Origin of the sequence: Micromonospora sp. WMMD980 (assembly GCF_029626035.1) — a bacterium.
In the GTDB taxonomy this organism is placed as follows: Bacteria; Actinomycetota; Actinomycetes; order Mycobacteriales; family Micromonosporaceae; genus Micromonospora.
This window is the reverse complement of the sequence record NZ_JARUBE010000003.1, coordinates 3,152,089-3,175,917: the sequence shown is the minus strand read 5'-3', so window position 1 is coordinate 3,175,917 and position 23,829 is coordinate 3,152,089. Positions and strand designations below refer to the sequence as shown.

General features: G+C 71.9%; 19 protein-coding genes. 7 read left to right on the top strand and 12 right to left on the bottom strand.

The window, feature by feature from the left end; genetic code table 11:
* Positions 1-71 precede the first annotated feature (71 nt).
* Genes O7618_RS14850 through wecB form a run of 4 tightly spaced genes read left to right on the top strand, consistent with a single transcriptional unit; the run spans position 72 to position 4,589 of the window.
* Positions 72-1,112 (top strand): polysaccharide biosynthesis protein, encoded by a 1,041-nt coding sequence (locus tag O7618_RS14850; RefSeq protein WP_278110015.1) that lies wholly within the window; start codon positions 72-74, stop codon positions 1,110-1,112.
* Positions 1,106-2,233: an NAD-dependent epimerase/dehydratase family protein gene (locus O7618_RS14845; protein WP_278106687.1), complete on the top strand. Its 1,128-nt coding sequence runs from the start codon at positions 1,106-1,108 to the stop codon at positions 2,231-2,233. The genes O7618_RS14850 and O7618_RS14845 overlap by 7 nt, the downstream gene beginning before the upstream one ends.
* On the top strand, positions 2,230-3,468 hold the full coding sequence (locus O7618_RS14840; RefSeq protein ID WP_278106686.1) for a glycosyltransferase family 4 protein: 1,239 nt from the start codon (positions 2,230-2,232) through the stop codon (positions 3,466-3,468). The genes O7618_RS14845 and O7618_RS14840 overlap by 4 nt, the downstream gene beginning before the upstream one ends.
* Entirely contained in the window at positions 3,465-4,589 is a 1,125-nt protein-coding gene (gene wecB / locus O7618_RS14835) for a UDP-N-acetylglucosamine 2-epimerase (non-hydrolyzing) (protein ID WP_278106685.1), read from the top strand. Before O7618_RS14840 ends, wecB begins: the two co-directional genes overlap by 4 nt.
* Before the next feature lie 58 nt (positions 4,590-4,647).
* Here wecB and O7618_RS14830 read toward each other — a convergent pair whose 3' ends face one another.
* The gene (locus tag O7618_RS14830) at positions 4,648-5,796 is read right to left on the bottom strand and encodes an aminotransferase class I/II-fold pyridoxal phosphate-dependent enzyme (RefSeq protein WP_278106684.1); all 1,149 of its coding nucleotides are present in this window, start codon (positions 5,794-5,796) and stop codon (positions 4,648-4,650) included.
* Positions 5,797-5,896: 100 nt separating this feature from the next.
* Positions 5,897-8,209, bottom strand: coding sequence for an acyltransferase family protein (locus tag O7618_RS14825; protein WP_278106683.1), 2,313 nt, complete (start codon positions 8,207-8,209; stop codon positions 5,897-5,899).
* Between the two features lie 17 nt (positions 8,210-8,226).
* Between O7618_RS14825 and O7618_RS14820 the strand changes: the two genes are divergently transcribed.
* Positions 8,227-9,237, top strand: a complete 1,011-nt coding sequence (locus O7618_RS14820; RefSeq protein WP_278106682.1) for a DUF389 domain-containing protein — start codon at positions 8,227-8,229, stop codon at positions 9,235-9,237.
* Here O7618_RS14820 and O7618_RS14815 read toward each other — a convergent pair.
* Together O7618_RS14815 and O7618_RS14810 are read right to left on the bottom strand one after the other, a co-directional pair.
* Complete coding sequence (locus O7618_RS14815) at positions 9,200-9,634, bottom strand: hypothetical protein (RefSeq protein WP_278106681.1); 435 nt, start codon at positions 9,632-9,634, stop codon at positions 9,200-9,202. The genes O7618_RS14820 and O7618_RS14815 overlap by 38 nt on opposite strands.
* A gap of 196 nt (positions 9,635-9,830) precedes the next feature.
* Entirely contained in the window at positions 9,831-12,260 is a 2,430-nt protein-coding gene (locus tag O7618_RS14810) for a Tex family protein (RefSeq protein WP_278106680.1), read from the bottom strand.
* A 180-nt stretch (positions 12,261-12,440) separates the two neighbouring features.
* On the opposite strand from O7618_RS14810, the gene O7618_RS14805 reads away from it, so the two are divergent.
* Together O7618_RS14805 and dgt are read left to right on the top strand one after the other, a co-directional pair.
* Positions 12,441-13,703, top strand: a complete 1,263-nt coding sequence (locus tag O7618_RS14805) for a nucleotide sugar dehydrogenase (protein WP_278106679.1) — start codon at positions 12,441-12,443, stop codon at positions 13,701-13,703.
* Between the two features lie 45 nt (positions 13,704-13,748).
* Complete coding sequence (gene dgt / locus O7618_RS14800) at positions 13,749-15,260, top strand: dGTP triphosphohydrolase (RefSeq protein ID WP_278106678.1); 1,512 nt, start codon at positions 13,749-13,751, stop codon at positions 15,258-15,260.
* Between the two features lie 7 nt (positions 15,261-15,267).
* Here the strand turns inward: dgt and O7618_RS14795 are convergent, their stop codons facing one another.
* From O7618_RS14795 to O7618_RS14760, 8 genes are all read right to left on the bottom strand, one after another.
* Entirely contained in the window at positions 15,268-15,912 is a 645-nt protein-coding gene (locus O7618_RS14795; protein ID WP_278106677.1) for a NeuD/PglB/VioB family sugar acetyltransferase, read from the bottom strand.
* Complete coding sequence (locus O7618_RS14790; protein ID WP_278106676.1) at positions 15,909-16,607, bottom strand: sugar transferase; 699 nt, start codon at positions 16,605-16,607, stop codon at positions 15,909-15,911. The genes O7618_RS14795 and O7618_RS14790 overlap by 4 nt, the downstream gene beginning before the upstream one ends.
* Before the next feature lie 85 nt (positions 16,608-16,692).
* The gene (locus tag O7618_RS14785) at positions 16,693-17,838 is read right to left on the bottom strand and encodes an MBL fold metallo-hydrolase (protein ID WP_278106674.1); all 1,146 of its coding nucleotides are present in this window, start codon (positions 17,836-17,838) and stop codon (positions 16,693-16,695) included.
* A gap of 100 nt (positions 17,839-17,938) precedes the next feature.
* Entirely contained in the window at positions 17,939-18,916 is a 978-nt protein-coding gene (locus O7618_RS14780) for an SDR family NAD(P)-dependent oxidoreductase (protein WP_278106673.1), read from the bottom strand.
* Positions 18,913-20,097, bottom strand: coding sequence for a zinc-dependent alcohol dehydrogenase (locus O7618_RS14775; RefSeq protein ID WP_278106672.1), 1,185 nt, complete (start codon positions 20,095-20,097; stop codon positions 18,913-18,915). The genes O7618_RS14780 and O7618_RS14775 overlap by 4 nt, the downstream gene beginning before the upstream one ends.
* 335 nt (positions 20,098-20,432) lie before the next feature.
* On the bottom strand, positions 20,433-21,194 hold the full coding sequence (locus tag O7618_RS14770; RefSeq protein ID WP_278106670.1) for a succinate dehydrogenase/fumarate reductase iron-sulfur subunit: 762 nt from the start codon (positions 21,192-21,194) through the stop codon (positions 20,433-20,435).
* Positions 21,191-23,125 carry a fumarate reductase/succinate dehydrogenase flavoprotein subunit gene (locus O7618_RS14765; RefSeq protein WP_278106669.1) on the bottom strand — a complete coding sequence of 645 codons (1,935 nt, stop codon included), beginning with the start codon at positions 23,123-23,125 and terminating at the stop codon, positions 21,191-21,193. Before O7618_RS14765 ends, O7618_RS14770 begins: the two co-directional genes overlap by 4 nt.
* A gap of 1 nt (position 23,126) precedes the next feature.
* Entirely contained in the window at positions 23,127-23,810 is a 684-nt protein-coding gene (locus O7618_RS14760; protein WP_278110014.1) for a succinate dehydrogenase cytochrome b subunit, read from the bottom strand.
* Positions 23,811-23,829 lie beyond the last annotated feature (19 nt).

The following is a 23,829-nucleotide window of genomic DNA, read 5'->3' as shown; positions in this document are numbered from 1 at the left end:
GCCGAATGCGGCCACCGGAATCGCCGAGTGCGATCGGCCTGTCGCGAGACACCGCAACGAACGGAGCGGCAGTGACTTTCTTGACCACTGGACGACGTGTGCTGATCACGGGCGGGACGGGCTCGTTCGGTCGAACCATGACCCGTCGGCTTCTCGACCGGGACGTTGCTGAGATCCGGGTGTTCAGCCGGGACGAAGCCAAGCAGGACGACCTGCGCCGGCTGCTCGGCGACGAGCGCGTCCGCTACTACGTCGGGGACGTGCGCGACTACGACTCGGTGTTGCGCGCCAGCCGCGGAATCGACTACATCTTCCACGCGGCCGCGCTCAAGCAGGTGCCGTCATGCGAGTTCTTCCCCCTCGAAGCCGTGCGGACGAACATTCTCGGCAGTGCGAACGTCGTCGAGGCGGCCGAGCGCAACGGCGTCGGCTCGGTCGTGGTGTTGAGCACGGACAAGGCCGTCTACCCGGTCAACGCGATGGGCATGAGCAAGGCGATGATGGAGAAGGTCGCGCAGGCCCACGCGCGCGGCAATCCGGGCAGCGCCACCACCGTCTCCTGTGTGCGGTACGGAAACGTGATGTATTCGCGTGGCTCGGTGATCCCGCTCTTCATCGAGCAGATCAAGGCCGGGCGAGCGCCGACCGTGACCGATCCGTCGATGACCCGCTTCCTGATGTCGTTGGACGAGTCGGTGGAGCTGGTGGAACACGCCTTCCAACACGCCCGTCCGGGCGACATCTTCATCCGCAAGGCTGCCGCCTGCACCGTCGGGGACCTGGCCCGTGCGGTCTGCCAGCTCTTCGATGTGCCGCCGAAGCTGGACGTCATCGGGGTCCGGCACGGGGAGAAGCTCGCCGAGACGCTCGCGAGTCGCGAGGAACTGACCCAGGCCGACGACTTCGGCGACTTCCTGCGGGTGCCGCTGGACGCCCGCGACCTCAACTACTCGCTCTACGTCTCCGAGGGCGAACTCGACGACGGAGCCATGCCGGACTTCAACTCGTCCAATGCGCCGCGGCTGGGCGTACCGGAGATCGTCGCGCTGCTGACGCGGTTGCCGGAGGTCCGCGCGGAGTTGGCGTTGCGGGATCCGGTGCTGGCGTGCTGAGGCTGGCGCTGACCGGCGCCGAGGGCTTCCTGGGCTGGCACGTGCGGGTGTTGCTGCGGGCCCTCGGCTGGCCGGAGCCGATCGTCCTCACCCGGACCGACCTTGAGGATCCGGAGACCGTCGGCGCCAAGGTGGCTGGCGTCGACCGCGTGCTGCACCTGGCCGGCGTCAACCGTGGCGACCCCGCGCGGGTTGTGGCTGGTAACCTGCGCGCCGCCACGCAGCTCGCCGCAGGTCTGCGCGCCGCCCCGGTCGCGCCGGCCAGCGTGGTGTATGCGAACTCCACCCAGGCCGGCAACGGCAGCCCGTACGGCGACGCGAAGGCGGGCGCTGCGCGGATCCTCGCCGACACCGGTCTGCCGCTGGAGGATGTGCTGCTGCCCAATCTCTACGGCGAGCACGGCCGCCCGCACTACAATTCGGTAGTCGCGACGTTCTGCCGGGTGCTCGCCGAGGGCGGGCGGCCCGCTGTCCACGGCGATCGGGAAATCGCGCTGGTGCACGTCACCGACGCCGCGGCCCGCCTCGCGGGCGTGCCGTCGGTCGGTAGCTGGGACGCCGGCATGCCGGCGCTTCGGGTGGGAGTGCGCGAACTCGCCGATCAGCTGTCCGAGTTGGCCGCCATCTACCGCACCGGCGACATCCCGGCCCTGCCGGACCGGCACATCGTGCGTCTCTTCAACACGTACCGGTCGCACTGCTTCCCGGCGCGCTACCCGATGGCCCTTCCCCGGCGAGCCGACGCCCGAGGCGAACTGGTCGAGACGGTCAAGGCGTACGGCGGGACCGGCCAGACCTTCTGCTCCACGACCCGGTCCGGAGTCACCCGGGGGGAACACTTCCACCTGGCGAAGGTGGAGCGGTTCGTGGTGCTGCGCGGCAGCGCGCAGATCTGCCTGCGCCAGGTGGGCCACACCGACGTGGTGCGCTTCGACGTCACCGGCGCCGAGCCCGTGCTCGTGGACATGCCGACGATGTGGGTACACAAGATCGTCAACACCGGCGACGAAGAGCTTCTCACCCTGTTCTGGACGAACGAGCTGTTCGACCCGGCGCGTCCGGACACCTGGGCGGAGCCGGTCGAGGCGACCGTGCCGCGACCCGCGGCGGCCCTCGCGTGAGGGTCGGCCTGGTCAGTCAGTGGTACCCGCCCGAAGGTGTCTTCATCCCGGGGAACCTGGCCCAGCGCCTGGCGGCGCGCGGCCACGACGTCCGGGTGCTGACGACCTATCCGAGCTATCCCTACGGTCGGCTCTACCCCGGCTGGCGGCAACGCTGGCGACAGGTCGAACGACAGGGGTCTGTCGCGGTGCGACGGGTTCCCGCCTACCCGAGCCACGACACCTCGGCGCTGCGACGCGCGGCCAGCCACCTTTCGTTCGGCGTGACCAGCGCGCTTGCCGCACCCGGATGGCTCGGCGGGGTGGACGTCACCTACGTCTACCATCCGCCGCCGACCACGGTGGCTGCTGCCGCGCTGATCCGGGTCGCCCGGCGGGTCCCGATCGTCCTGCACGTCCAGGACATGTGGCCGGAATCGGTGCTCCAGTCCGGGATGGCCCCGACCGGAGTCGCCGGCCGGACACTGGCCCGAGGGCTGGACGCCCTGATGCGCACGGCGTACCGGCTGGCGTCCGCGGTCGTGGTGATCTCACCCGGGATGGCGGACCTCGTGGTGGAACGGGGCGCCGATCCCGATCGGGTCCGGGTGGTGTGGAACTGGACCGACGACCTCCTGTTCCGGCCGGTGCCGGCGACCGACGCGGCACGGGCGGCACTCGGCCGGCGGGACCGCTGCACCGTCATGTTCACCGGTAACATCGGCCTGCTCCAGGGCGTCGACACGGCGATCCGCGCCGCGGCCGTCGTCCGGGACCGGATGGACCTGGTCCTGGTCGGATCGGGAGCGTACGAGGACGCGGCCCGCCGCCTCGCCGCCGAGATCGGCGCCGACAACGTCCGGTTCCTCGGCCGCCGTCCGCCGGAGGAGATGGCCGACCTCTACGCGGCGGCGGACTGGCAGTTGGTCTGTCTGCGGGACCTGCCCGCCCTGCGCGGCACCGTCCCGTCGAAACTCCAGGCGGCGCTCGCCTGCGGCGCTCCGGTGATCGCCGCGCTGGCCGGGGACGCCGCCGCGGTTGTCGCCTCGACCGGCTCGGGCCTCGTGTGCCCGCCCGGGGACGGTGCCGCGCTCGCGGACCTGTTCCGGCGGGCGGCGCGGACGTCCGCCGCGGAGCGCGCCGCGATGGCGGGTCGGGCCCGGCGGACCTACGAGGAGCGGATGGGCCTACGGGTCGGCGTCGACCAGTTCGAGGACATCCTGACGAAGGCAGCAACGCAGAGAGGACGGCCATGACCCGTGTGATGACGGTGGTGGGCACCCGACCGGAGATCATCCGGCTCTCCCGGGTGATCGCGAGGCTCGACGACGCGGTGGACCACGTCCTGATCCACACCGGTCAGAACTGGGACAGCTCGTTGTCCGACGTGTTCTTCAAGGAGTTGCGTGTCCGGGAGCCCGACCGGTTCCTGCGGGTGGACACCTCCTCGCTCGGTCGGGTGCTGGGCGGCGTCCTGACCGGCATGGAGGACGCCATCACCGAGTTGCGCCCGGACGCCCTGCTCGTGCTCGGCGACACCAACAGTTGCATCGCCGCGCTGATGGCCCGGCGGATGCGGGTGCCCGTCTACCACATGGAGGCGGGCAACCGGTGTTTCGACCTCAACGTGCCGGAGGAGACGAACCGGCGTCTGGTGGACCATGTGGCCGACTTCAATCTCGTCTACACCGAGCACGCCCGGCGGAACCTGCTGGCCGAGGGTCTGCATCCGCGTCGTGTCCTGCACACCGGCTCACCGATGCGGGAGGTGCTGGAGCACTACCGGGCGGAGATCGGCGCCTCGACGATCCTGCGTGACCTGGGGCTGATGCCCGGCCGGTACTTCATGGTGAGCGCGCATCGGGAGGAGAACGTCGATCGGCCGGACCGGCTGGCCCGCCTGCTCGAGTGCCTGCGCGCGGTCCGTGACCGCTGGCAGTTCCCGGTGCTGGTGTCGACCCATCCACGCACCCGTGGCCGGCTGGAATCGCTGGCCCTGGACGCGACAGCGCTCGACGGCATCGCCTTCCACGAGCCGTTCGGGCTCCTCGACTATGTGCAACTCCAGACGAAGGCGTACTGCACGCTGTCGGACAGCGGCACGATCAGCGAGGAGGCGGCGATCCTCAACTTCCCCGCGGTGACCCTGCGCGAGTCGATCGAGCGGCCGGAGGCGCTGGACGTCGGCGGCATCATCATGACCGGCCTCGACCCGGACGGTGTGGTCGAGGCCGTCGCACTGACCGTCGACCAGGTCCGGGTGGACGGAGTGCCCTGCCCGGTCGACTACCAGGTCCGGGACACCTCTCGTCGGGTGGTCGACTTCATCCTGTCCACCGTCCGCAGGCACCACGACTGGGCGGGCATTCGGCACTGATGGACGGTGCCGGCTGCGTGACCGCACGCAGCCGGCACCTCCGTGCCTGCCTCATCACTCAGCGCGATGCCGGAGCGGAGCAGGCCGTGAGAAACTCGTCGATGGCCCCGAGCACGCCGCCGACCTGTGGCTCGGTGAGGGCACTGCCGCTGGGCAGCGCGAGTCCCTCGGCGAAGAGGCCGTCGGCCGCCCCGGTGAGCAGGTTGTCCGCGTCGGCGTACGCCGGTTGTCGGTGCATCGGCTTCCACACCGGTCGTGTCTCGATGTCCCGCGCGGCAAGGTGCGCGGCCAGGTCGGCGGCCCGCCACCCACAGCTCCGCTCCCGCACCCGGATCACGGTGAGCCAACAGTTGGACTCCGTGTCCTCGGCGCCGACCAGTTCCACTCCGGAAACCGGGGCGAAGAGCTTCGCGTACCGTTCCCGCAGCAGGCGCCGGCGGCCCATCATCTCCTCGAGCCGAACGAGTTGAGCGCGACCCAGCGCGGCCAGCAAGTTGCTCAGGCGGTAGTTGTAGCCGGTTTCCCGGTGCTCGTAGTGCACCGCTGGCTCCCGCGCCTGCGTGGCGAGATGACGGGCCCGAGCCAACAGCGACAGGTCGTCGGAGACGACCATTCCGCCGCCCGAGGTCGTCATAATCTTGTTGCCGTTGAACGACAGTACGCCGACGTGGCCGAACGCTCCGGCCGCGCGCCCCCCGTGAGCCGCGCCGAGCGCCTCGGCGGCGTCCTCGACCACCGGCACCCCGGCGTCCTGGCACACCGGGAGCAGTGCCGTGTAGTCGGCGCAGCTGCCGAACATGTCGACCGGCACGACCGCGCCGACCCGCTCACCCTGGGCGCGCAGCCGGCGCAACAGTTCGCTCAGTAGCGGGACGTCGATGTTGCCGGTTCGCCCGTCGCAGTCGACGAAGACCGGCCGGGCACCGGTGTAGCGGACCGCGTTCGCGGTGGCGACGAACGTGAGCGTCGGGACGACGACGACGTCACCGGGCATGACGCCGACGCCGAGCAGCGACAGGTGCAGCGCCGCGGTGCCCGAGCTGACGGCCACCGCGCCCCTGGTGCCGACGCGCGCCGCGATCTCGGTCTCGAAGGCACTGAGGTCGGGTCCGACGGGCGCGACCCAGCCGGAACGCAGGGCGGCGAGGAGATACGACTCCTCCAACGGACCGATGTCAGGCGGGGAAAGATGCACGTTGGTCGTCATCGGGGCCTGCCCGGCAACGTGGCCGCCGCCGGCTGGCGCCGTGGATCTTCGATGTCCGTCATACCTGCCTACCTTCCACTCAGGTTGCCGTTCACTTCCGTCACGTGCCCCGGGGACTCACCGCCATGAGTGCGCGGTCGAGCCGCGGGGCCAGGGTGCGGGCATAGGTGGCGGTCAGGTGGTTGCTGTCGCGATAGACCAGCACACCGCCGATGACCGCCGCGCATCGGTCCGTCGGGCAGATCGCGTCATTGAGGTTCACCAGATGCACCCCGGACTGTCCCTGCGCCGCCCGCTCCTGCGCGGCGCCGCCGCCGGCGGACAGCACGGCGTCCCGGGACGAGGCGCAGCGGGTGAGCCGGTCGGGATTGGCGGAGACGCACTCGACCTGGTCGCGTCGGTGGTACGGCGTGTCGCGAAGTACCACAACCGGGATCTTGACATCGGTCATCTCTCGCCAGGTGGCACGGAGACCGTCGGCCAGCAGTTCGTCGACCCGCTCCGTCACCGGCTTGCCGTCGCGTACCGCCAGGTAGAGAGAATTGCTGACCACCAGGAGGTCCGGCGGGTCCGCCCGGAGTTGCTCGCGCACCCGCCGGTTCCACTCCGTACGCGTGCGGTATGGCCGGCCGGCCAGTGCCACCTCCATGGCGAGGAAGGGGCAGGAGGACTTGGTGTGTGACACGATGCGCCACTTCCGCTTGGCCGCGACCTCCTGCAGGGCGGGCAGCCACTGCGCCGCGTGCGAGTCACCGGCGAGCACGACCGTGTAGCTCGCCTCGGGTATGCCGTACACGCAGTCCAGCGGCTCACTGCTGCTTTGTTGGACGTGGCAACCGGTGAGCGCGGATTCCGGTTGATCCTTCGCGGCGACCAGTGGATCCGGGGTGATGGCGGGAACCCGGTCCACCGGTCTGCCGGCCGGATCGTCGCGGGGGTCGGCGCGCAGGACCGCGGCGCCGAGCGGCCCGGCGGGTTCGGATGGTGTGCTGCTCGCCGACGCGCCGCTCGGGACGCTCGGCGGACGAGCCACGGCCGAAGTGGGCGGTTGCGCCGCCGGCCAGACGGTGAGCTGGAAGATGAGGCCCGCGATCAGTGCGCCGCCGGTACACACCGCGCCGAGTTTCAAAGCCTGCTCGGGCTCCCATTGCATGCGCGACGAACGGCGTATCGGGTTCTCCACGAAGCGGTAGGTGAGCGCGGCCGGTACGGCCGAGGCCGCCACCACGGCTAGCCGGGCGGTCGGAGCCAACTCGCCGAATTGGTAGTCGGCGATGATCAGCAACGGCCAATGCCACAGGTAGAGCGAGTAGGACAGCGCGCCCACCAGACGCATCGGGTGTAGGCCGAGCAGCGCCGCCGGGCCGGCGCGACCAGCCGCGACCGCGAACGCGATGACTGCCGCTGTGCCACCGGTGGGCAGGAGCGCGACGTATCCGGGGAAGGCCGACGCGGAGCTCAGCAAAAACGCGGAGGCGATCACGGCAGCGAGGCCGGACCAGGCCAGCAGGGCGGCCAGCGGCCGCGGCGTCCGGTGCAGGAGGCCGCCGGCGATGGCTACCGCTCCGCCGAGCGCGAGTTCCCAGAGCCGGGTGGTGGTGACGAAGTACGCCGGTGCGGGGTCGGCCGACGTCAGGTGGATCGACCAGACGAACGACGGGAGGGCCACCACGGCGAAGCCGATCATCAGCACGCCGCGACGTCGTCGTCCGCCGAGCACGGCCAAGCCGAGCAGCAGCAGGGGCCAGAACAGGTAGAACTGCTCCTCGACGCTGAGCGACCAGTAGTGCTGGAGGATGCTCGGCGCCTGATCGACGAACATGTAGTCCACGGACTGGGCCGCGAGCCGCCAATTCATCACGTAGAGGGCGCTGCTCACCACGTCCCAGGCGGTGTTGGCGAAGCGGACCCGTGGCAGGAACAGGTAGGTGAGCAGCAGGGTTACCAGTAGCACCAGGCATGCGGCCGGCAACAGTCGCTTGGCGCGTCGGGCGTAGAACCCGACCAGCGAGATCTGCCCGGTGCGGTCGAGTTCCTCGACGAGCAGACCGGTGATGAGGAAGCCCGAGATGACGAAGAAGACATCCACACCGACGAAACCGCCAGGAACGAACTGGCTTCCGGCATGGCCGACCAGCACCATGATGACGGCGAGGGCACGGAGCCCTTCGATGTCGCCTCGAAAGGGCGTTCCCCGGGGCGGGGCGGCCGTGGGCCGACTTGCTGTCTGCGTCATTGTCCTACCCGGAATGGGAGCTTTGCTCCGCTTATGCGGAGCCCTGGGGGCAAGGTCCGGTTTCTGCCTTCGCTGCGGAACAACGACGGGGAGACCGCCGAGGGTTCGCCGATCGCTCGCCTTGATGCCCGGACCCGCACCGGCGGGCGTCCGCCCACTAGGGTTGGTGCCCGACACGCCGGAGAGGGGGACGGATGCTGCACCTGCGGATCATTGCGCCCGACGACCGCTCATCCACCGTGGCGGACCTCCTCGCCGACGAGCCGGGCGTCACCCATCTGGCCGTCGTACCCGGCGTCGCGCGTGAGCCTGCCGGCGATCTGATCCTCTGCGACGTGGTCCGCGAGAGCGCGGACCACGTCCTGCGACGACTGCACGACCTCGGCGTGGACGCGCGAGGCGCGATCGCCGCCGAGGACGTCGAGCTGTCCCTCTCCAAGGCGGCCGAACGGGCCGCCGATGAGGCACCCGGCAACGGCGAGGACGCCGTCGTCTGGGACGAGATCGCCGCGAAGACCGGCGAGCAGACGGTGCTCACCGGCACGTTCCTCGCCCTGATCGTGGTCGCCACCATGATCGCCGGCATCGGCGTGCTCCTGGACCAGCCCATCCTGATCGTCGGCGCGATGGTCGTCGGCCCCGAATTCGGGCCGCTCGCCGCGCTCAGCGTGGCGCTGCTCCGGCGGCAGCCGCCGGTCGTCGGCCGGTCGGTGCATGCCCTGACGGTCGGCTTCCTCGCCGCCATGGTCGCCACCGTGCTGAGCACCTGGGCCCTCACCGCGGCCGGCCTGGTCGGCCGGGACATGCTGCTGGCCGAGCGACCGCTGACCGACTTCATCTGGCGCCCGGACGCGCTCTCCTGGGTGGTCGGGCTGCTCGCCGGCGTCGCCGGGATGCTCTCGCTGACGTCGAAGAAGTCCGGTTCGCTGGTCGGCGTGCTGATCTCGGTGACCACCGTGCCGGCGGCCGCGAACGTGGCCGTCGCGGCGGCATACGGGGTGTGGCACGAGGCAGCCGGCTCGGCCCTGCAACTGGCGATCAACCTGGTCGCCATCGTGCTCGCCGGCCTGCTCACATTGGTCGTCCAGCGGTGCTGGTGGCGGCACGTGGCGCGGCGGGCCGGGCGTGCGCTGCCGCGTCAGCGGGACGACAGCGGCCCGGCGTCGGTCAGCGCCAGTCGTCGCCGGCTTCGAGGCGGCGGCTGAGCAGCGTCGCCAGCGGCACCGACTCGCCGTCCCGGCCGCCCCGCCCGACGACCAGCGACGGCGCGCTGGGTGGTGGATCCGCCCCGAGCAGCCGGGACCGCAGGCTCGGCGGCACCGTGAGCAGATAGAACCGCCCCTTGGTGTCCACCGCCCGGCTACCCGCCCGGTCCACGTACCAGCCGGTGAGCCGGGTGCGGTACCGGCCTCGCCCGTCGTGGCCGGTGGCCGTCAACCGATCGGGCCGCAACCCGCGCCGCAGCGCCTCGGCGGCGAACCGGGCGACCAACTCCGCGGCCTGCGACTGCTCCGCCGCGCGCTCCCGCGCGTCGGCCTGCGCGTGCGCCCGCACCGCGTGACGGTGCCGCTCCCGCCATCGTGCGTCGTCCTCGCGGCCCACACCGTGGAGGGTACGCCGACGCTTCGCCGCCGGCCTCGGGCCGGCCCCGCGCGGGACGGTATCCGTGCACCGCGCGGTCGCGGCGCACCGCCGTGCCGGGCCGCCCGTCACCGGGACGCGGACTTCCCGTCGGCTCCCCGGCGGACGCTGTCGGGCTGAGCCGTTCGTGACGTCAGCTCGACAGGCCGCGGCGAGGTCAGGCCAGGCCGGCCCGGCGCAGCGCCTCCGCCATGGCGTCGTTGACCGGTGCGGGCGCCCCGCCGCCCCGGCTCTGCCGCTGCTGGGGACCGCCGCGTGCGCCACCCCGGTCATCGCGCTGACCGCCGCCACGTGGGCTGCCGCCCTGACCGCCCCGGACCTGACCGCCGCCACGCGGCCCGCCGCCCTGGCTGGCCGGGTCACGCCGGCGGTCACCGCCGGCTGGACGCCCGCCCCCGGTCGGCGCCTCCTCGTCGAGTCGCAGGGTCAACGAGATCCGCTTGCGCGGCACGTCCACGTCGAGCACCCGGACCTTGACCACGTCGCCGGACTTCACCACGTCGCGCGGGTCCTTGACGAAGGTGTGCGACATGGCCGAGACGTGCACCAGGCCGTCCTGGTGCACGCCCACGTCGACGAACGCGCCGAACGCGGCCACGTTGGTGACCACGCCCTCCAGCACCATTCCCGGCGTCAGGTCGGAGATCTTCTCGACGCCCTCCACGAACGTGGCCGTCCTGAACTCCGGCCGCGGGTCCCGGCCGGGCTTCTCCAGCTCGGCCAGGATGTCGGTGACCGTGGGCAGGCCGAACGTGTCGTCGACGAAGTCGGTGGCCCGCAGGCCGCGCAGGATGGCCGACCGGCCGATCAGCGCCCGCAGGTCCTGCCCGGTGGTGGCGAGGATGCGGCGCACCACCGGGTACGCCTCGGGGTGCACGCTTGACGAGTCGAGCGGGTCGTCCCCGCCGGGGATGCGCAGGAAGCCGGCACACTGCTCGAACGCCTTCGGCCCGAGCCGCGCCACCTTCTTCAGCTCGCCCCGGGTGCGGAACGGCCCGTTGGCGTCGCGGTGCAGCACGATGTTCTCGGCCAGCCCGGCGCCGATGCCGGAGACCCGGGTGAGCAGCGGCGCGGAGGCGGTGTTGACGTCCACGCCGACCGCGTTCACGCAGTCCTCGACCACCGCGTCGAGGGAGCGGGAGAGCTTCACCTCGGACAGGTCGTGCTGGTACTGCCCGACGCCGATCGAGCGCGGGTCGATCTTCACCAGCTCGGCGAGCGGGTCCTGGAGGCGGCGGGCGATCGAGACCGCGCCGCGTAGCGACACGTCGAGGCCGGGCAGCTCCTGCGAGGCGTACGCGGACGCGGAGTAGACCGACGCGCCGGCCTCGGAGACCACCACCTTGGTCAGCTTCAGCTCGGGGTGCTGCTTCATCAGGTCACCGGCGAGCTTGTCGGTCTCCCGGCTGGCGGTGCCGTTGCCGATCGCGACCAGCTCGACGCCGTGCGCCGAGGCCAGCGTGGCGAGCGTGTGCAGCGACGCGTCCCACTGCCGGCGCGGCTCGTGCGGATAGATGGTGTCGGTGGCGACCACCTTGCCGGTGGCGTCGACCACCGCCACCTTGACCCCGGTGCGCAGGCCCGGGTCGAGGCCCATGGTGGGCCGCGCGCCGGCGGGCGCGGCGAGCAGCAGGTCGCGCAGGTTGGTGGCGAAGACCCGGACGGCCTCCTCCTCGGCCGCCTGCCAGAGCCGCATCCGCAGGTCCGCGCCGAGGTGGATGAGGATCCGGGTACGCCAGGCCCAGCGCACCGTGTCGGCCAGCCACCGGTCCGCCGGCCGGCCCTGGTCGCTGACGCCGAACCGGCCGGCCACGGCAGCCTCGTAGCGGCTGGGCCCGGTGGCCGGGTCGGCGTCGCCGTCGGCCTCGGGGGACATGGTCAGTTCCAGCACGCCCTCCTTCTCGCCCCGCAACATGGCGAGGATCCGGTGCGACGGCAGCTTCGGGTACGGCTCGGCGAAGTCGAAGTAGTCGGCGAACTTCGCGCCGGCGGACTCCCGGCCCTCACGTACCCGGGAGACCAGCCGGCCCCGCGACCACATCTGCTCCCGCAGCGTGCCGATCAGGTCGGCGTCCTCGGCGAAGCGTTCGATCAGGACGGCCCGCGCCCCGTCCAGCGCGGCAGCCGCGTCGGCGACGCCCTTGCCCGCGTCGACGAAGTCGGCCGCGGTGGCGCGCGGGTCCCGCGTCGGGTCGGCGAGCAGCGTGTCGGCGAGCGGCTCCAGCCCGGCCTCGCGGGCGATCTGCGCGCGGGTCCGCCGCTTCGGCTTGTAGGGCAGGTAGATGTCCTCCAGCCGGGACTTCGAGTCGGCGGCGAGGATCTGCGCCTCCAGCGCCTCGTCGAGCTTGCCCTGGCCCCGGATCGACTCCAGCACCGCGGCGCGCCGCTCGTCCAGCTCGCGCAGGTAGCGCAGCCGCTCCTCCAGCGTGCGCAGCTGCGCGTCGTCGAGGGTGCCGGTGGCCTCCTTGCGGTAGCGGGCGATGAACGGCACGGTGGCGCCGCCGTCGAGCAGCTCGACGGCCGCCCGCACCTGACGTTCGGCGACGCCGAGCTCCTCGGCGATCCGCTGGTGCACAGACTGGGTCACGATCTGATCCGCCTTCTCCGGTGGGTTCCGTGGTGCATTGTGCCCGCTCCGGTCCGGAGCCCCGCACCGCGCCGCTTCCGCGCCGACGCCGGGACGGACCGATATCCCGAAAACGGACTTCCGGCGTCAGAAACCCCTCTAGCCTCCAATCAGGTGATTTCCTACGTGTCTGGAGCCCGGGTGAGCGCGGAGAAGGTAGTCGTCATCGGCCAGGGTTACGTCGGCCTCCCGCTGGCGATGCGGGCCGTCGAGGCCGGCTTCGACGTGGTGGGCCTGGACGTCGACGCCGATCGCATCAAGCGGCTGGCCTCCGGCGAGTCGTTCGTGGAGGACATCCCGGCCGACCGGTTGGGCCGGGCCCTCGGCAGCGGCCGCTACCTGCCGAGTACCGAGTACGCCGACGCCCGCGACTTCGACGTCTGCGTCATCACGGTGCCGACCCCGCTGCGCGACGGCACGCCGGACCTGAGCTACGTGGAGCAGGCCGGGCGGGGCATCGGGCCGTACCTGCGGCCCGGCGCCACCGTGGTGCTCGAGTCGACCACCTACCCGGGCACGACCGAGGAGCTGCTCTGTCCGCTCCTGGAGTCGGCCAGCGGGCTGCACGCGCCTGCTGACTTCCACCTCGGGTACAGCCCGGAGCGCATCGACCCGGGCAATTCGACCTGGCGGCTGGAGAACACCCCCAAGGTGGTCTCCGGCGTGGACGCGCCCTCGCTGGAGCGGGTGGACGGGTTCTACCGCCGGATCGTGGAGCGGACCGTGCCGGTCTCCTCCACCCGGGTCGCCGAGCTGACCAAGCTGATCGAGAACACGTTCCGCCAGGTGAACCTGGGCCTGATCAACGAACTCACGATGCTCTCGCACCACATGGGCATCGACGTCTGGCAGGCGATCGACGCCGCCGAGACGAAGCCCTTCGGGTTCATGCCGTTCCGGCCGGGTCCCGGCGTCGGGGGGCACTGCCTCCCGATCGACCCCTGCTACCTGTCCTGGCAGGTGAAGCGGCGGCTGGGCCGCCAGTTCCGGTTCATCGAGCTGGCCAACGACGTCAACCACGAGATGCCCGAGCACGTGGCGCAACGGGTCATGGCCGGGCTGAACCGGACCGGCCGCGCCGTCAACGGCGCCCGGCTGCTGATGCTGGGCCTCGCCTACAAGAAGAACACCGGGGACATGCGGGACTCGCCGGCGGTGGACGTCGCCCGGAGGCTGTGCGACCTCGGCGCGGACGTCCGGGCCGCCGAGCCGTACGCCGAGCCGCACCACGTTCCGGCCGGCGTGCTGGTGGTGCCGCTGACCGAGCAGGAGGTGGACGCCGCCGACGCGGTGATCGTGGCGACCGACCACGACGTCCTCGACTACGAGATGGTCGCCCGTCGGGCCCGCTACGTCTTCGACGCCCGGAACCGCTGCTCCGGCCCGGCGGTGGAGCGGCTCTAGACACACCTCGCCCCGGCCGCCGCCGGCTGCGCTAGCGTGGCGATCATGGAGGTACCTGCGGATCCGCGGGCCCGGCGGCTGTTCGGGGGCAGCGCCCGGGCGCTCGGCGACCTGGCCGCCGGCCCGTTCCGGGCCGACCGGGACCGGATCGTCTCGTCGCCGTTCTTCGCCCGGCTGAACGGCGTCACCCAGGTGATCAGCCCGGGCGGCTCCGGGCTGCTGGTGCACAACCGGCTCACCCACAGCCTGAAGGTGGCCCAGGTGGCCCGCGCGATCGCCGAGCGGCTGACCGCCGACCCGGTCCACCGGGAGGTGCTGGAGAAGCTGGGCGGCTGCGACCCGGACGTGGTGGAGGCCGCCGCGCTCGCCCACGATCTCGGGCACCCGCCGTTCGGGCACCTGGGGGAGCGGGTGCTCGACCGGCTGGCCCGGCAACGCCTCGGGCTGCCGGACGGCTTCGAGGGCAACGCCCAGTCGTACCGGATCGTCACCAGCACCGAGATCCGTGGCGCGGCGACCACCGGGCTGGACCTGACCGCCGCGGTCCGGGCGGCGATGCTGAAATACCCCTGGACCCGGCTGGACCATCCCGACCCGCACCCGCGGCATCTCGACCCGGCGCCGCGGGGCGCGGCGCCGCCGCTGGACGACCCGGAGAGCGGGTCGGTCAAGTTCGGCGCGTACCGGACCGAGGTGGACGACCTGCGGCAGGCCCGGGAGCCGTTCGCCGGGCGCGTCCCTGACTGGCAGCAGACGCCGGAGGCGTCCGTGATGGACACCGCCGACGACATCGCGTACGCCATCCACGACGTGGAGGACTTCTATCGCGTCGGGGTGCTCCAGCAGGGCGCGGTGGCGGCCGAGCTGATGGCCTGGCAACGCGAGAGCGGCCACCTGCGGTCGATCACCGCCTCGGCGCTGGAGACGGCGGGCCGGCGACCGGGCGCGGCGATCGAGCGGCTGCGCCGCCAGTTGCATCGCAAGGACGGCTGGATCGCCGACGACGAGGCGTTCGCCGCGGCGGTCGAGCACGTCCGCGAGGAGTTGGTGGAGGGGCTGCTGGCGCTGCCCTTCGACGGCTCGATCGAGGCCGAGCAGTACGTCGCCCGGTTCTCCGCCCGCTGGTCCACCCGCTTCGTGGACGCCATCACGGTGACCCCGGAGCCGGACATGCGCTCCGGCTACGTGCTGCTCGGCAAGGCGCAGTGGCACGAGGTGCAGGTGCTCAAGTTCGTGCACCACCGGTTCGTGCTGGCTCGCCCCGACCTGGCCCTGCACCAGCGCGGCCAGGCCCGGCTGCTGGACACGCTCGTCGAGGCGCTCTGGGAGTGGTTGCTGGACCCGGAGGAGGAGTCCCGGCTGCCCCGGCGGCTGCACGACCTGGTCGAGCTGGCCGAGGCGGAGCTGCACCCGCGTACCCCGGACCGGATCGGTCGGGCCCGCGGGCGGGCCATCGTCGACTTCGTCGCCCAGCTCACCGACGGCCAGGCGGTGGCGATGCTCGACGCCCTCTCCGGCCGGTCGGGGGCCCTGTGGACGGACGCCTTCGTGCTCTGAGGCCGGCTCAGCGGGCGGGTACGCCCTTGACCACGACGTCCGGCGGGACATCGCGCACCACACAGGCCCCGGCGCCGACCGTCGCGCCGGCTCCCACCCGCAGGCCAGGCAGCACCACGGCGCCCGCGCCGATCAGCGCGGCGGTGTGGAGGCGGCAGTCGCCCGACACGGCCGCGAGCGGGTGCAGGGAGACGTAGTCGTCGACCACGCAGTCGTGGGCCAGGGTGGCGTTCTGGTTGACGTGCAGGTGCCGACCCGCGGTGACGTTGGTGGTGATCCGGCCCCCGGCGAACACCACCAGACCCTCGGCCGACACCAGGTCCGGACCGACCGTCGCGTCGGGGTGGACCAGGTTCGCCGCCGGCCTGCCGTACGTGTCGACCCGCGCGCCGACGGTCCGCCGTACCCGTGGGTCACCGAGGCCGAGGACGACGTGGGTCCCGGGCGGCAGTTGCCCGAGCGCCGCCACCGTCCCGAGGTATCCGACGCCTGTCGACTCCGCGCGTTTGCGGTTCCGCTCCGACGGGTTGTCGTCCACGAAGCCGACCAGCCGCCAGGGAGGCCGGGCGGAGGCGTCGTTGACCGCCGCGACGATCTGGGCGATCTCCCGTCCGTGGCCGCCGCAGCCGACGATCACGAGGTCGAGGCTCACCGGGACCCGCGTCCCGCGGCGACCGGGACCGGTCGGTCGCCGGCACCGCGGAACTCGTGCGCGGTGGCGGCGCCCGGCGCGCTGATGCCCTGCCGGCGGAGTACGGCCACCGCGGTCCGCGCCAGGATGCGGGCGTCGAGGCGGAGGCTCCAGGTGTCCACGTAGCGGAGGTCGAAGGCGAACCGCTCCGCCCAGTCGAGTTCGTTGCGGCCGTTGACCTGCGCGAGTCCGGTGAGCCCCGGCCGGACGTCGTGCCGGCGGAACTGCTCGGGCGTGTAGAGGTCGCGATAGCCGGTGGGGAACGGGCGGGGCCCCACCAGGCTCATGTCGCCACGCAGGATGTTCCAGAGGCTGGGCAGCTCGTCCAGGCTGGTGGCCCGCAGCCACCGCCCCAACGGGGTCAGCCGCGCCTGGTCGTCGCCGGGGGAGAAGGTGCCGCTGCCGCCCGTCATCGAGCGGAACTTGAGGATGGTGAACTCCCGGCCGTAGCGGCCGATCCGCCGCTGCCGGAAGAGCACCGGTCGTCCCAGGCCGACGAGCACCGCGACCGCGACCGCGGCCAGGACCGGTGCTGCCACCAGCAGGGCCGTCAGTGCGACGACGACGTCGACGCCCCGTTTGACCGCCGCGCGGCCGTCGCTTCGCGAACGCGTTGTCGAGGGATCTTCCACGCCTGGGGAGAGGCGAACCTGCATGTTGTCCTCCGGCCGGTGACTCGTCGGAGAACAGAGTACGCAAATATCCGCAGAAGAAAGCCTTGTCCGGTTTTTTCGGTGTGGCTCAGGCGATCGCCTGCCACCACCCGTCCACCGCCGGCGGCTCGTCGACCACCACCCGCTCGCCGGGGCGGGGCACGGCGAGCCGGACGTCGCGTGCCTTGGCCTCGGCCCAGAGCCGGTCCACCGGCTCCGACCAGTCGTGCAGGGCCAGGTTGAACGTGCCCCAGTGCACCGGGACCAGCAGTTCGCCACGAACGTCGAGGTGGGCGGCGACCGCCTCCTCCGGGAACATGTGGATGTTCGGCCAGGCCCGGTCGTACGCGCCGATCTGCATGAGCGTGACGTCGAACGGGCCGTGCTCGACGCCGATGCCGGCGTAGCCGTCGAAGTAGCCCGAGTCGCCGGTGTAGAAGACCTTCCGCGTCGCCCCGGCGACCACCCAGGAGCTCCAGAGCGTGCCGTCGCGGCGCAGCCCGCGCCCGGAGAAGTGCTGCGCGGCGGTGGCGGTGAGGGTCAGCCCGCCGACGCGGTGGCTCTCCGACCAGTCCAGCTCGACGATGCGGTCCTCCGGCACCCCCCACCGTTCGAGGTGGGCGCCGACGCCGAGCGGCACCACGAACGGCGCGGACTGGTGCGTGCGGAGCCCGCGGACGGTCGCCATGTCCAGGTGGTCGTAGTGGTCGTGCGAGATGAGGACGGCGTCGAGCCGGGGCAGCTCGTCCAGGCGGACCGGCGGCTCGTGGATGCGGCGCGGGCCGACGAGCGTCGAGGGCGAGCACCTGTCGCTCCACACCGGGTCGAGCAGCACCCGGTGCCCCTCGATCTCCACGAGCGTGGAGGCGTGGCCGTACCAGATCACGTTCAGCTCGCGGGCCGGGTCGGCCGGCGCGGCGTCGGCCGGGCACAGCAGCGGCACCGCGCTGCCCGGTCGCCGCTTCTGCTTGCCGAAGATCAGCTCGCGGACCAGGTTGCGGCCCGGGTCGGCGACCATCGTGGCGTTCCTGCCGGTCGGGTTGTGGAACGTGCCGTCGCGGAACCGCGGCGACCGGGCTGCCCGTTCCGCCCGCGCGCCGGTCAGCCGCCCGCCGAGCTGCGCCGGCACGTCCCGCGCCGCCCACGCCAGCCCGGCGACCGCGGCCAGCCCGGCGATCCGCCACCCCCGCCCGCCGCCGGCCCGTTCGACGTCCCGTTCCACCGGTTCCCGCATCGCTTCCGCCCTCCGCCGTGTTCCGCGTTCTACACGGTAGTCACGCACCCCACCACCCGCCCACGCGAATCCCGCCGTCGCGATTCGCGTGGGCGAGCGGTCACTCCCCGGTCGACCCGGGCCGGGCCGCCAGGAGCGCCATTCGCAGTCCGTGCCGGACGGTCGAGCCCGCCGAACCGCCGATCGACCGGGCCAGCCCGACCAGGTCGGGCAACCACCCGCCCCGCGCCGCCTCGCCGGCCGGGTTCGGGGTGAACACGACGCCCGGGTTCGGCTGCGTCGGCCGATTCGTCAGCCCACCGAGCCGCATCAGCGGACCGACCAGGACGTCGTAGACGGCCGGCAGCGCGGTGAAGCCGACCCGCATGAGCAGGTTGACCCGCCCCACCGAGATCTCCCGGCGGGGCTTGTCGGCGCAGTGGACGATGGCCCGGGCCACCCGCTCCGGGGTGGTGATCGGCAGCGGCGGTCGGCCGATCCGCCCGAGGTAGTTCGCCGCCTGCTGGTAGACCGGTGTGTCCACGCTGCCGGGGGTGACCAGGCAGACGTGCACCCCGGGCAGGTCCTGGGACTCCTGCTGCAACGCCCGCGCCAGGCCGTGCAGCCCCCACTTGCTGGTGACGTATCCACTCATGTAGGGCGCGGTGATGTGACCGAGCACGGAACCGGTGAGGATCAGGGTGCCCGCGTCGGCCTCCCTGAAGTGCCGCAGCGCCACCCGTGCCACCCCGGCGGAGCCCAGCAGGTCGGTGCGGACCACCTGCTCGAAGACGTGCGCCGGGATCTCCTCGAAGCGCCCGTACGCCATCACCGCCGCGGTGTGCACCCAGACGTCGATCTTCCCGAACTCGGCGAGCGCGGTGGCCGCCAGTGCGTCGAGCGCGCCTGGCTCGGTGACGTCGGTGGGCACGACGCGCACGTCGGTGGCGCCCGCGTCGACGCACTCCCGGCGTACCTGGGCCAGGGTCTCGGGGGCGCGGGCCGCGAGGACCAGTCGGTCCCCGCGGCCCGCGAACTCCCGGGCCGCCGCCCGGCCGATCCCGCTGGTCGCGCCGGTGACGACCACCGTCCGGGTCACGGTGCGAGCACGACCTTGACGCAGCCGTCGGACTTCTTCTGGAACATCTCGTACGCCTGCGGCGCCTGCGCCAGCGGCAGCCGGTGGGTCCGCAGGTCCTCGACGCCCAGCGGGTCGTCGTCGCCCTCCAGCAACGGGATGATCTCGTCCACCCAGCGCCGTACGTGGCACTGCCCCATCCGCAGTTGGATGCCCCGGTCGAACATCTCCATCAGCGGCATCGGGTCCTGCTCGCCGCCGTACACCCCGGAGATCGACACGGTGCCGCCGCGACGGACCGCCTTGAGCGCGGCGTGCAGCACCACCAGCCGGTCCACGCCGGCCGCGTCGATCATCGGCTGGGCCAGCTTGTCCGGGAGCAGACCGGCGGCGGCCTGGGCGATCTTGCCGACCGGCGCGCCGTGCGCCTCCATCCCGACCGCGTCGATCACCGCGTCCGGGCCGCGCCCGTCGACCAGGTCGATGAGCGCGCCGGGCACGTCGTCGAGTTGGCTCACGTCGAGCACCTCGATGCCGTGCCGGCGGGCCATCTCCAGCCGCTCCGGCACCAGGTCCAGCCCGATCACCCGGCCGGCGCCGAGGTGCCGGCCGATCCGGGCGGAGAACTGCCCGACCGGGCCGAGCCCGAACACGGCGAGGGTGCCGCCGGGCGGGGTGTCCGCGTACTTCACCGCCTGCCAGGCGGTGGGCAGGATGTCGGAGAGGTAGAGCCAGCGCTCGTCCGCCCCGGTGTCCGGGATCTTGATCGGCCCGAACTGGGCCTGCGGGACGCGCAGGTACTCGGCCTGGCCGCCCGGAACCGAGCCGTAGAGCGAGGTGTAGCCGAACAGCGACGCGCCCTTGCCCTCGGCGGTGACCTGCGTGGTTTCGCACTGCGCGTAGAGCTGCCGCTCGCACATCCAGCAGTGCCCGCAGGAGATGTTGAACGGGACGACCACGCGGTCGCCCTTCTTGAGCCGGGTCACCCCCGACCCGACCTCCTCGACGATGCCCATCGGCTCGTGTCCGAGCACGTCGCCGGGCTTGAGGTACGGCCCCAGCACCTCGTACAGGTGCAGGTCGGAACCGCAGATGGCGGTCGAGGTGATCCGGACGATCGCGTCCGTCGGCTCCTCGATGCGGGGGTCCGGGACGTCCTCGACCCGAACGTCACGCTTGCCTTGCCAGGTCAGTGCCTTCATGCCTGAATGTCCCTCCTCGGTGCCGTCCATGGGACTGCTACCCGCGAGGAACGGGTTGAACCGGAGACGTCGGACCGGGCCGTGTCCGGCGTGACACACGCGTCAGAGGTACCTCCCGGCACCGCCTTTCGAGCTGACATCAGGAACGACTCGCGGGCGATATCAGGAACGACTCAGCTCCAAAGGCAGTCGAGGAGCGACTTCCGTGGACCCTGTGACGGTGGTCGGCGGGTCGACGGACCGCTGCGCGGCGCGTACCCCCGCAACGGCGACCGCCGCGCCCCCGGTTGCGGGGCGCGGCGGTGGTGGAAGGCGGCGGGTGGCCCGCCGCGGGCTCAGGAGCCGGGGGTGCCGGCGCGCTTCGTGGTGGCCTTGAGGTAGTCGCGGTTGAGCCGGCCGATGGTGTTCAGCGGGATGCCCTTCGGGCAGGCCGACGTGCACTCGCCGATGTTGGTGCAGCCGCCGAAGCCGGCCTCGTCGTGCGCGTCCACCATGCCGATCACCCGGGTGTAGCGCTCGGGCTGGCCCTGGGGGAGCAGCGAGAGCTGGGTGACCTTGGCGGCGGTGAAGAGCATGCCGGAGCCGTTCGGGCAGGCCGCCACGCAGGCGCCGCAGCCGATGCAGGCGGCCGCGGAGAAGGCGGCGTCCGCGTCCTCCTTGGCCACCGGGGTGGAGTGCGCCTCCGGGGCGCTGCCGGTCGGCGCGGTGACGTAGCCGCCGGCGGCGATGATCTGGTCGAAGGCGTTCCGGTTCACCACCAGGTCCTTGACGACCGGGAAGGCGCGGGCTCGCCAGGGCTCGATGTCGATCGTGTCGCCGTCGGAGAACTGCCGCATGTGCAGTTGACAGGCGGTGGTGCCGCGCTGCGGGCCGTGCGCCTCGCCGTTGATCATGAGGCTGCACGCGCCGCAGATGCCCTCGCGACAGTCGTGGTCGAACGCGACCGGCTCCTCGCCGTCGAGGATCAGCCGCTCGTTGAGGACGTCGAGCATCTCCAGGAAGGACATGTCCGGGGACACGTCCGGCACCGGGTAGGTCACCATCCGACCCTTGTCCTCGGGGCCGGTCTGGCGCCAGATGCGCAGGGTCAGGTTCACTTGTAGCTCCGCTGCGAGGGGTGGACGTATTCGAAAACCAGGTCTTCCTTGTGCAGCACCGGGGCGTCTGCCTCGGCGTACTCCCAGGCGGCGACGTACGCGAACCGGTCGTCGTCGCGCTCGGCCTCGCCGTCCGGGGTCTGGTGCTCGGCCCGGAAGTGGCCGCCGCAGGACTCCTCGCGGTGCAGCGCGTCGATGCACATCAGCTCCGCCAGCTCGAAGAAGTCGGCCACCCGGCCGGCCTTCTCCAGCGACTGGTTGAGCCCCTCGCCGTCACCGGGGACGCGGGCCCGCTGCCAGAACTGCTCGCGCAGGGCGCGGATCTCGTCGATCGCCTTGCGCAGCCCGGCCTCGGAGCGCTCCATGCCGCAGTGCTCCCACATGATCTGGCCCAGCTCCCGGTGGAACGAGTCCACCGTGCGGTCGCCGTCGATCGCGAGCAGCCGGCGCAGCCGCTCCTCGACCTCGGTGCGCGCCGCGACCGCCTCCGGGTGACTGGCCTCGACCTTCTCCATCGGGTTGGCGGCCAGGTAGTTCGCCAGCGTGCTGGGCAGCACGAAGTAGCCGTCGGCCAGGCCCTGCATCAGCGCCGAGGCGCCCAGCCGGTTCGCGCCGTGGTCGGAGAAGTTGGCCTCACCGATCACGAACAGGCCCGGGATGGTCGACTGGAGGTCGTAGTCGACCCAGAGGCCGCCCATCGTGTAGTGCACGGCGGGGTAGATCCGCATCGGCACCTGGTAGGGGTCCTCGCCGGTGATCCGCTCGTACATCTCGAAGAGGTTGCCGTACTTGGCCTCGATGGCCTTGCGGCCGAGCCGGCCGATGGCGTCGGCGAAGTCCAGGTAGACGCCGAGGCCGGTCGGGCCGACGCCGCGCCCCTCGTCGCAGACGTTCTTCGCGGCGCGGGAGGCGATGTCGCGCGGGACCAGGTTGCCGAAGGAGGGGTAGATCCGTTCCAGGTAGTAGTCCCGCTCGTCCTCGGGAATGTCGCGCGGGCCGCGGTCGTCGCCCTTGGCCTTCGGCACCCACACCCGGCCGTCGTTGCGCAGCGACTCGCTCATCAGGGTCAGCTTCGACTGGTGGTCGCCGGAGACCGGGATGCAGGTCGGGTGGATCTGGGTGTAGCAGGGGTTGGCGAAGTACGCGCCCTTGCGGTGCGCCCGCCAGGACGCGGTGACGTTGCAGCCCTTGGCGTTGGTGGAGAGGTAGAAGACGTTGCCGTAGCCGCCGGAGGCCAGCACGACCGCGTCCGCCATCTCGGTGCTGATCTCGCCGGTGACCATGTCGCGCACCACGATGCCGCGGGCCCGGCCGTCGACGACCACCAGTTCCAGCATCTCGTGGCGGGCGTTCATCTCCACGTTGCCCAGGCCGATCTGCCGCTCCAGCGCCTGGTAGGCGCCGAGCAGGAGCTGCTGACCCGTCTGGCCCCGCGCGTAGAAGGTCCGCTGCACCTGGGCGCCGCCGAAGGAGCGGGTGTCGAGCAGGCCGCCGTACTCGCGGGCGAACGGGACGCCCTGGGCGACGCACTGGTCGATGATGTTGACCGAGACCTCGGCCAGCCGGTGCACGTTCGACTCGCGGGAGCGGAAGTCGCCGCCCTTGACCGTGTCGTAGAAGAGCCGGTGCACCGAGTCGCCGTCGTTGCGGTAGTTCTTGGCGGCGTTGATGCCGCCCTGCGCGGCGATCGAGTGGGCCCGGCGCGGGCTGTCCTGGTAGCAGTAGGACTTTACGTGGTAGCCCTGTTCGCCGAGCGTCGCCGCGGCGGAGCCGCCGGCCAGGCCGGTGCCGACCACGATCACGGTCAACTTCCGGCGGTTGGCCGGGTTGACCAGCTTCATGTCGAAGCGGTGCCGGTCCCATCGGGTCTCGACCGGGCCGTCCGGGGCCCGGGTGTCGGCGATCGGGTCGCCCTCGGTGTACAGATCCATGTCAGGCCACCAATCCGGTGAGTACGGCGAACGGGACCAGCAGGTAGCCGGCGCAGAGCACGACGGCGAAGACGAGCGCGGCGGCGCGGGCCCGGCGCTCACCCTTCGGCGTCTGCTGGCCGAGGCTGCGGAACGCGCTGGCCGCGCCGTGCCGCAGGTGGAAGCCGAGGGTCACGACGGCCAGCGCGTAGAAGAGGGTGACGTACCAGCGCTCCGGGGCGAAGTCGGCGACCACGTTGCCGTAGGGGTTCGCCGGGTCGCCCTGCGGGTTCAGGTGACCGGTGGTCAGGTCCAGGATGTGGTAGATCACGAACAGCAGGATGATCACACCACCCCAGCGCATGGTGCGGGCCGCGTAGTTCACGTGGATCTTCCGGCGGTGCGCGTACGCCACCGGGCGGGCGGCCCGGGCGCGCAGGGCCAGCACGGTGGCCGCGCCGATGTGCGCCAGCACCGCGACGGTGAGCACGGCGCGCTGGATCCACAGGAACCAGGTGGTGGGCAGCAGGGGCGTGCCGATGTCCCGGAGCCAGTGCGCGTAGTGGTCGAACGAGGTCTCGCCCGTGAAGATCTTCAGGTTGCCGAGCATGTGCAGGATCAGGAACAGCACCAGGATGATGCCCGTCACCGCCATGACGGCCTTGAGGCCGACGTTCGAGCGGATGGGCGACCGAGTTTTCGTGATTACCACCTGACCGACGCTA

Bases quoted from the DNA above. Each gene is read 5' to 3' on its own strand.
- O7618_RS14820 (WP_278106682.1), top strand. From the start codon at position 8,227: ATGCTGCACCTGCGGATCATTGCGCCCGACGACCGCTCATCCACCGTG.
- O7618_RS14775 (WP_278106672.1), bottom strand. From the start codon at position 20,097: ATGAAGGCACTGACCTGGCAAGGCAAGCGTGACGTTCGGGTCGAGGAC.
- wecB (WP_278106685.1), top strand. From the start codon at position 3,465: ATGACCCGTGTGATGACGGTGGTGGGCACCCGACCGGAGATCATCCGG.
- O7618_RS14790 (WP_278106676.1), bottom strand. From the start codon at position 16,607: ATGCAGGTTCGCCTCTCCCCAGGCGTGGAAGATCCCTCGACAACGCGT.
- dgt (WP_278106678.1), top strand. From the start codon at position 13,749: ATGGAGGTACCTGCGGATCCGCGGGCCCGGCGGCTGTTCGGGGGCAGC.
- O7618_RS14830 (WP_278106684.1), bottom strand. From the start codon at position 5,796: ATGACGACCAACGTGCATCTTTCCCCGCCTGACATCGGTCCGTTGGAG.
- O7618_RS14765 (WP_278106669.1), bottom strand. From the start codon at position 23,125: ATGGATCTGTACACCGAGGGCGACCCGATCGCCGACACCCGGGCCCCG.
- O7618_RS14785 (WP_278106674.1), bottom strand. From the start codon at position 17,838: ATGCGGGAACCGGTGGAACGGGACGTCGAACGGGCCGGCGGCGGGCGG.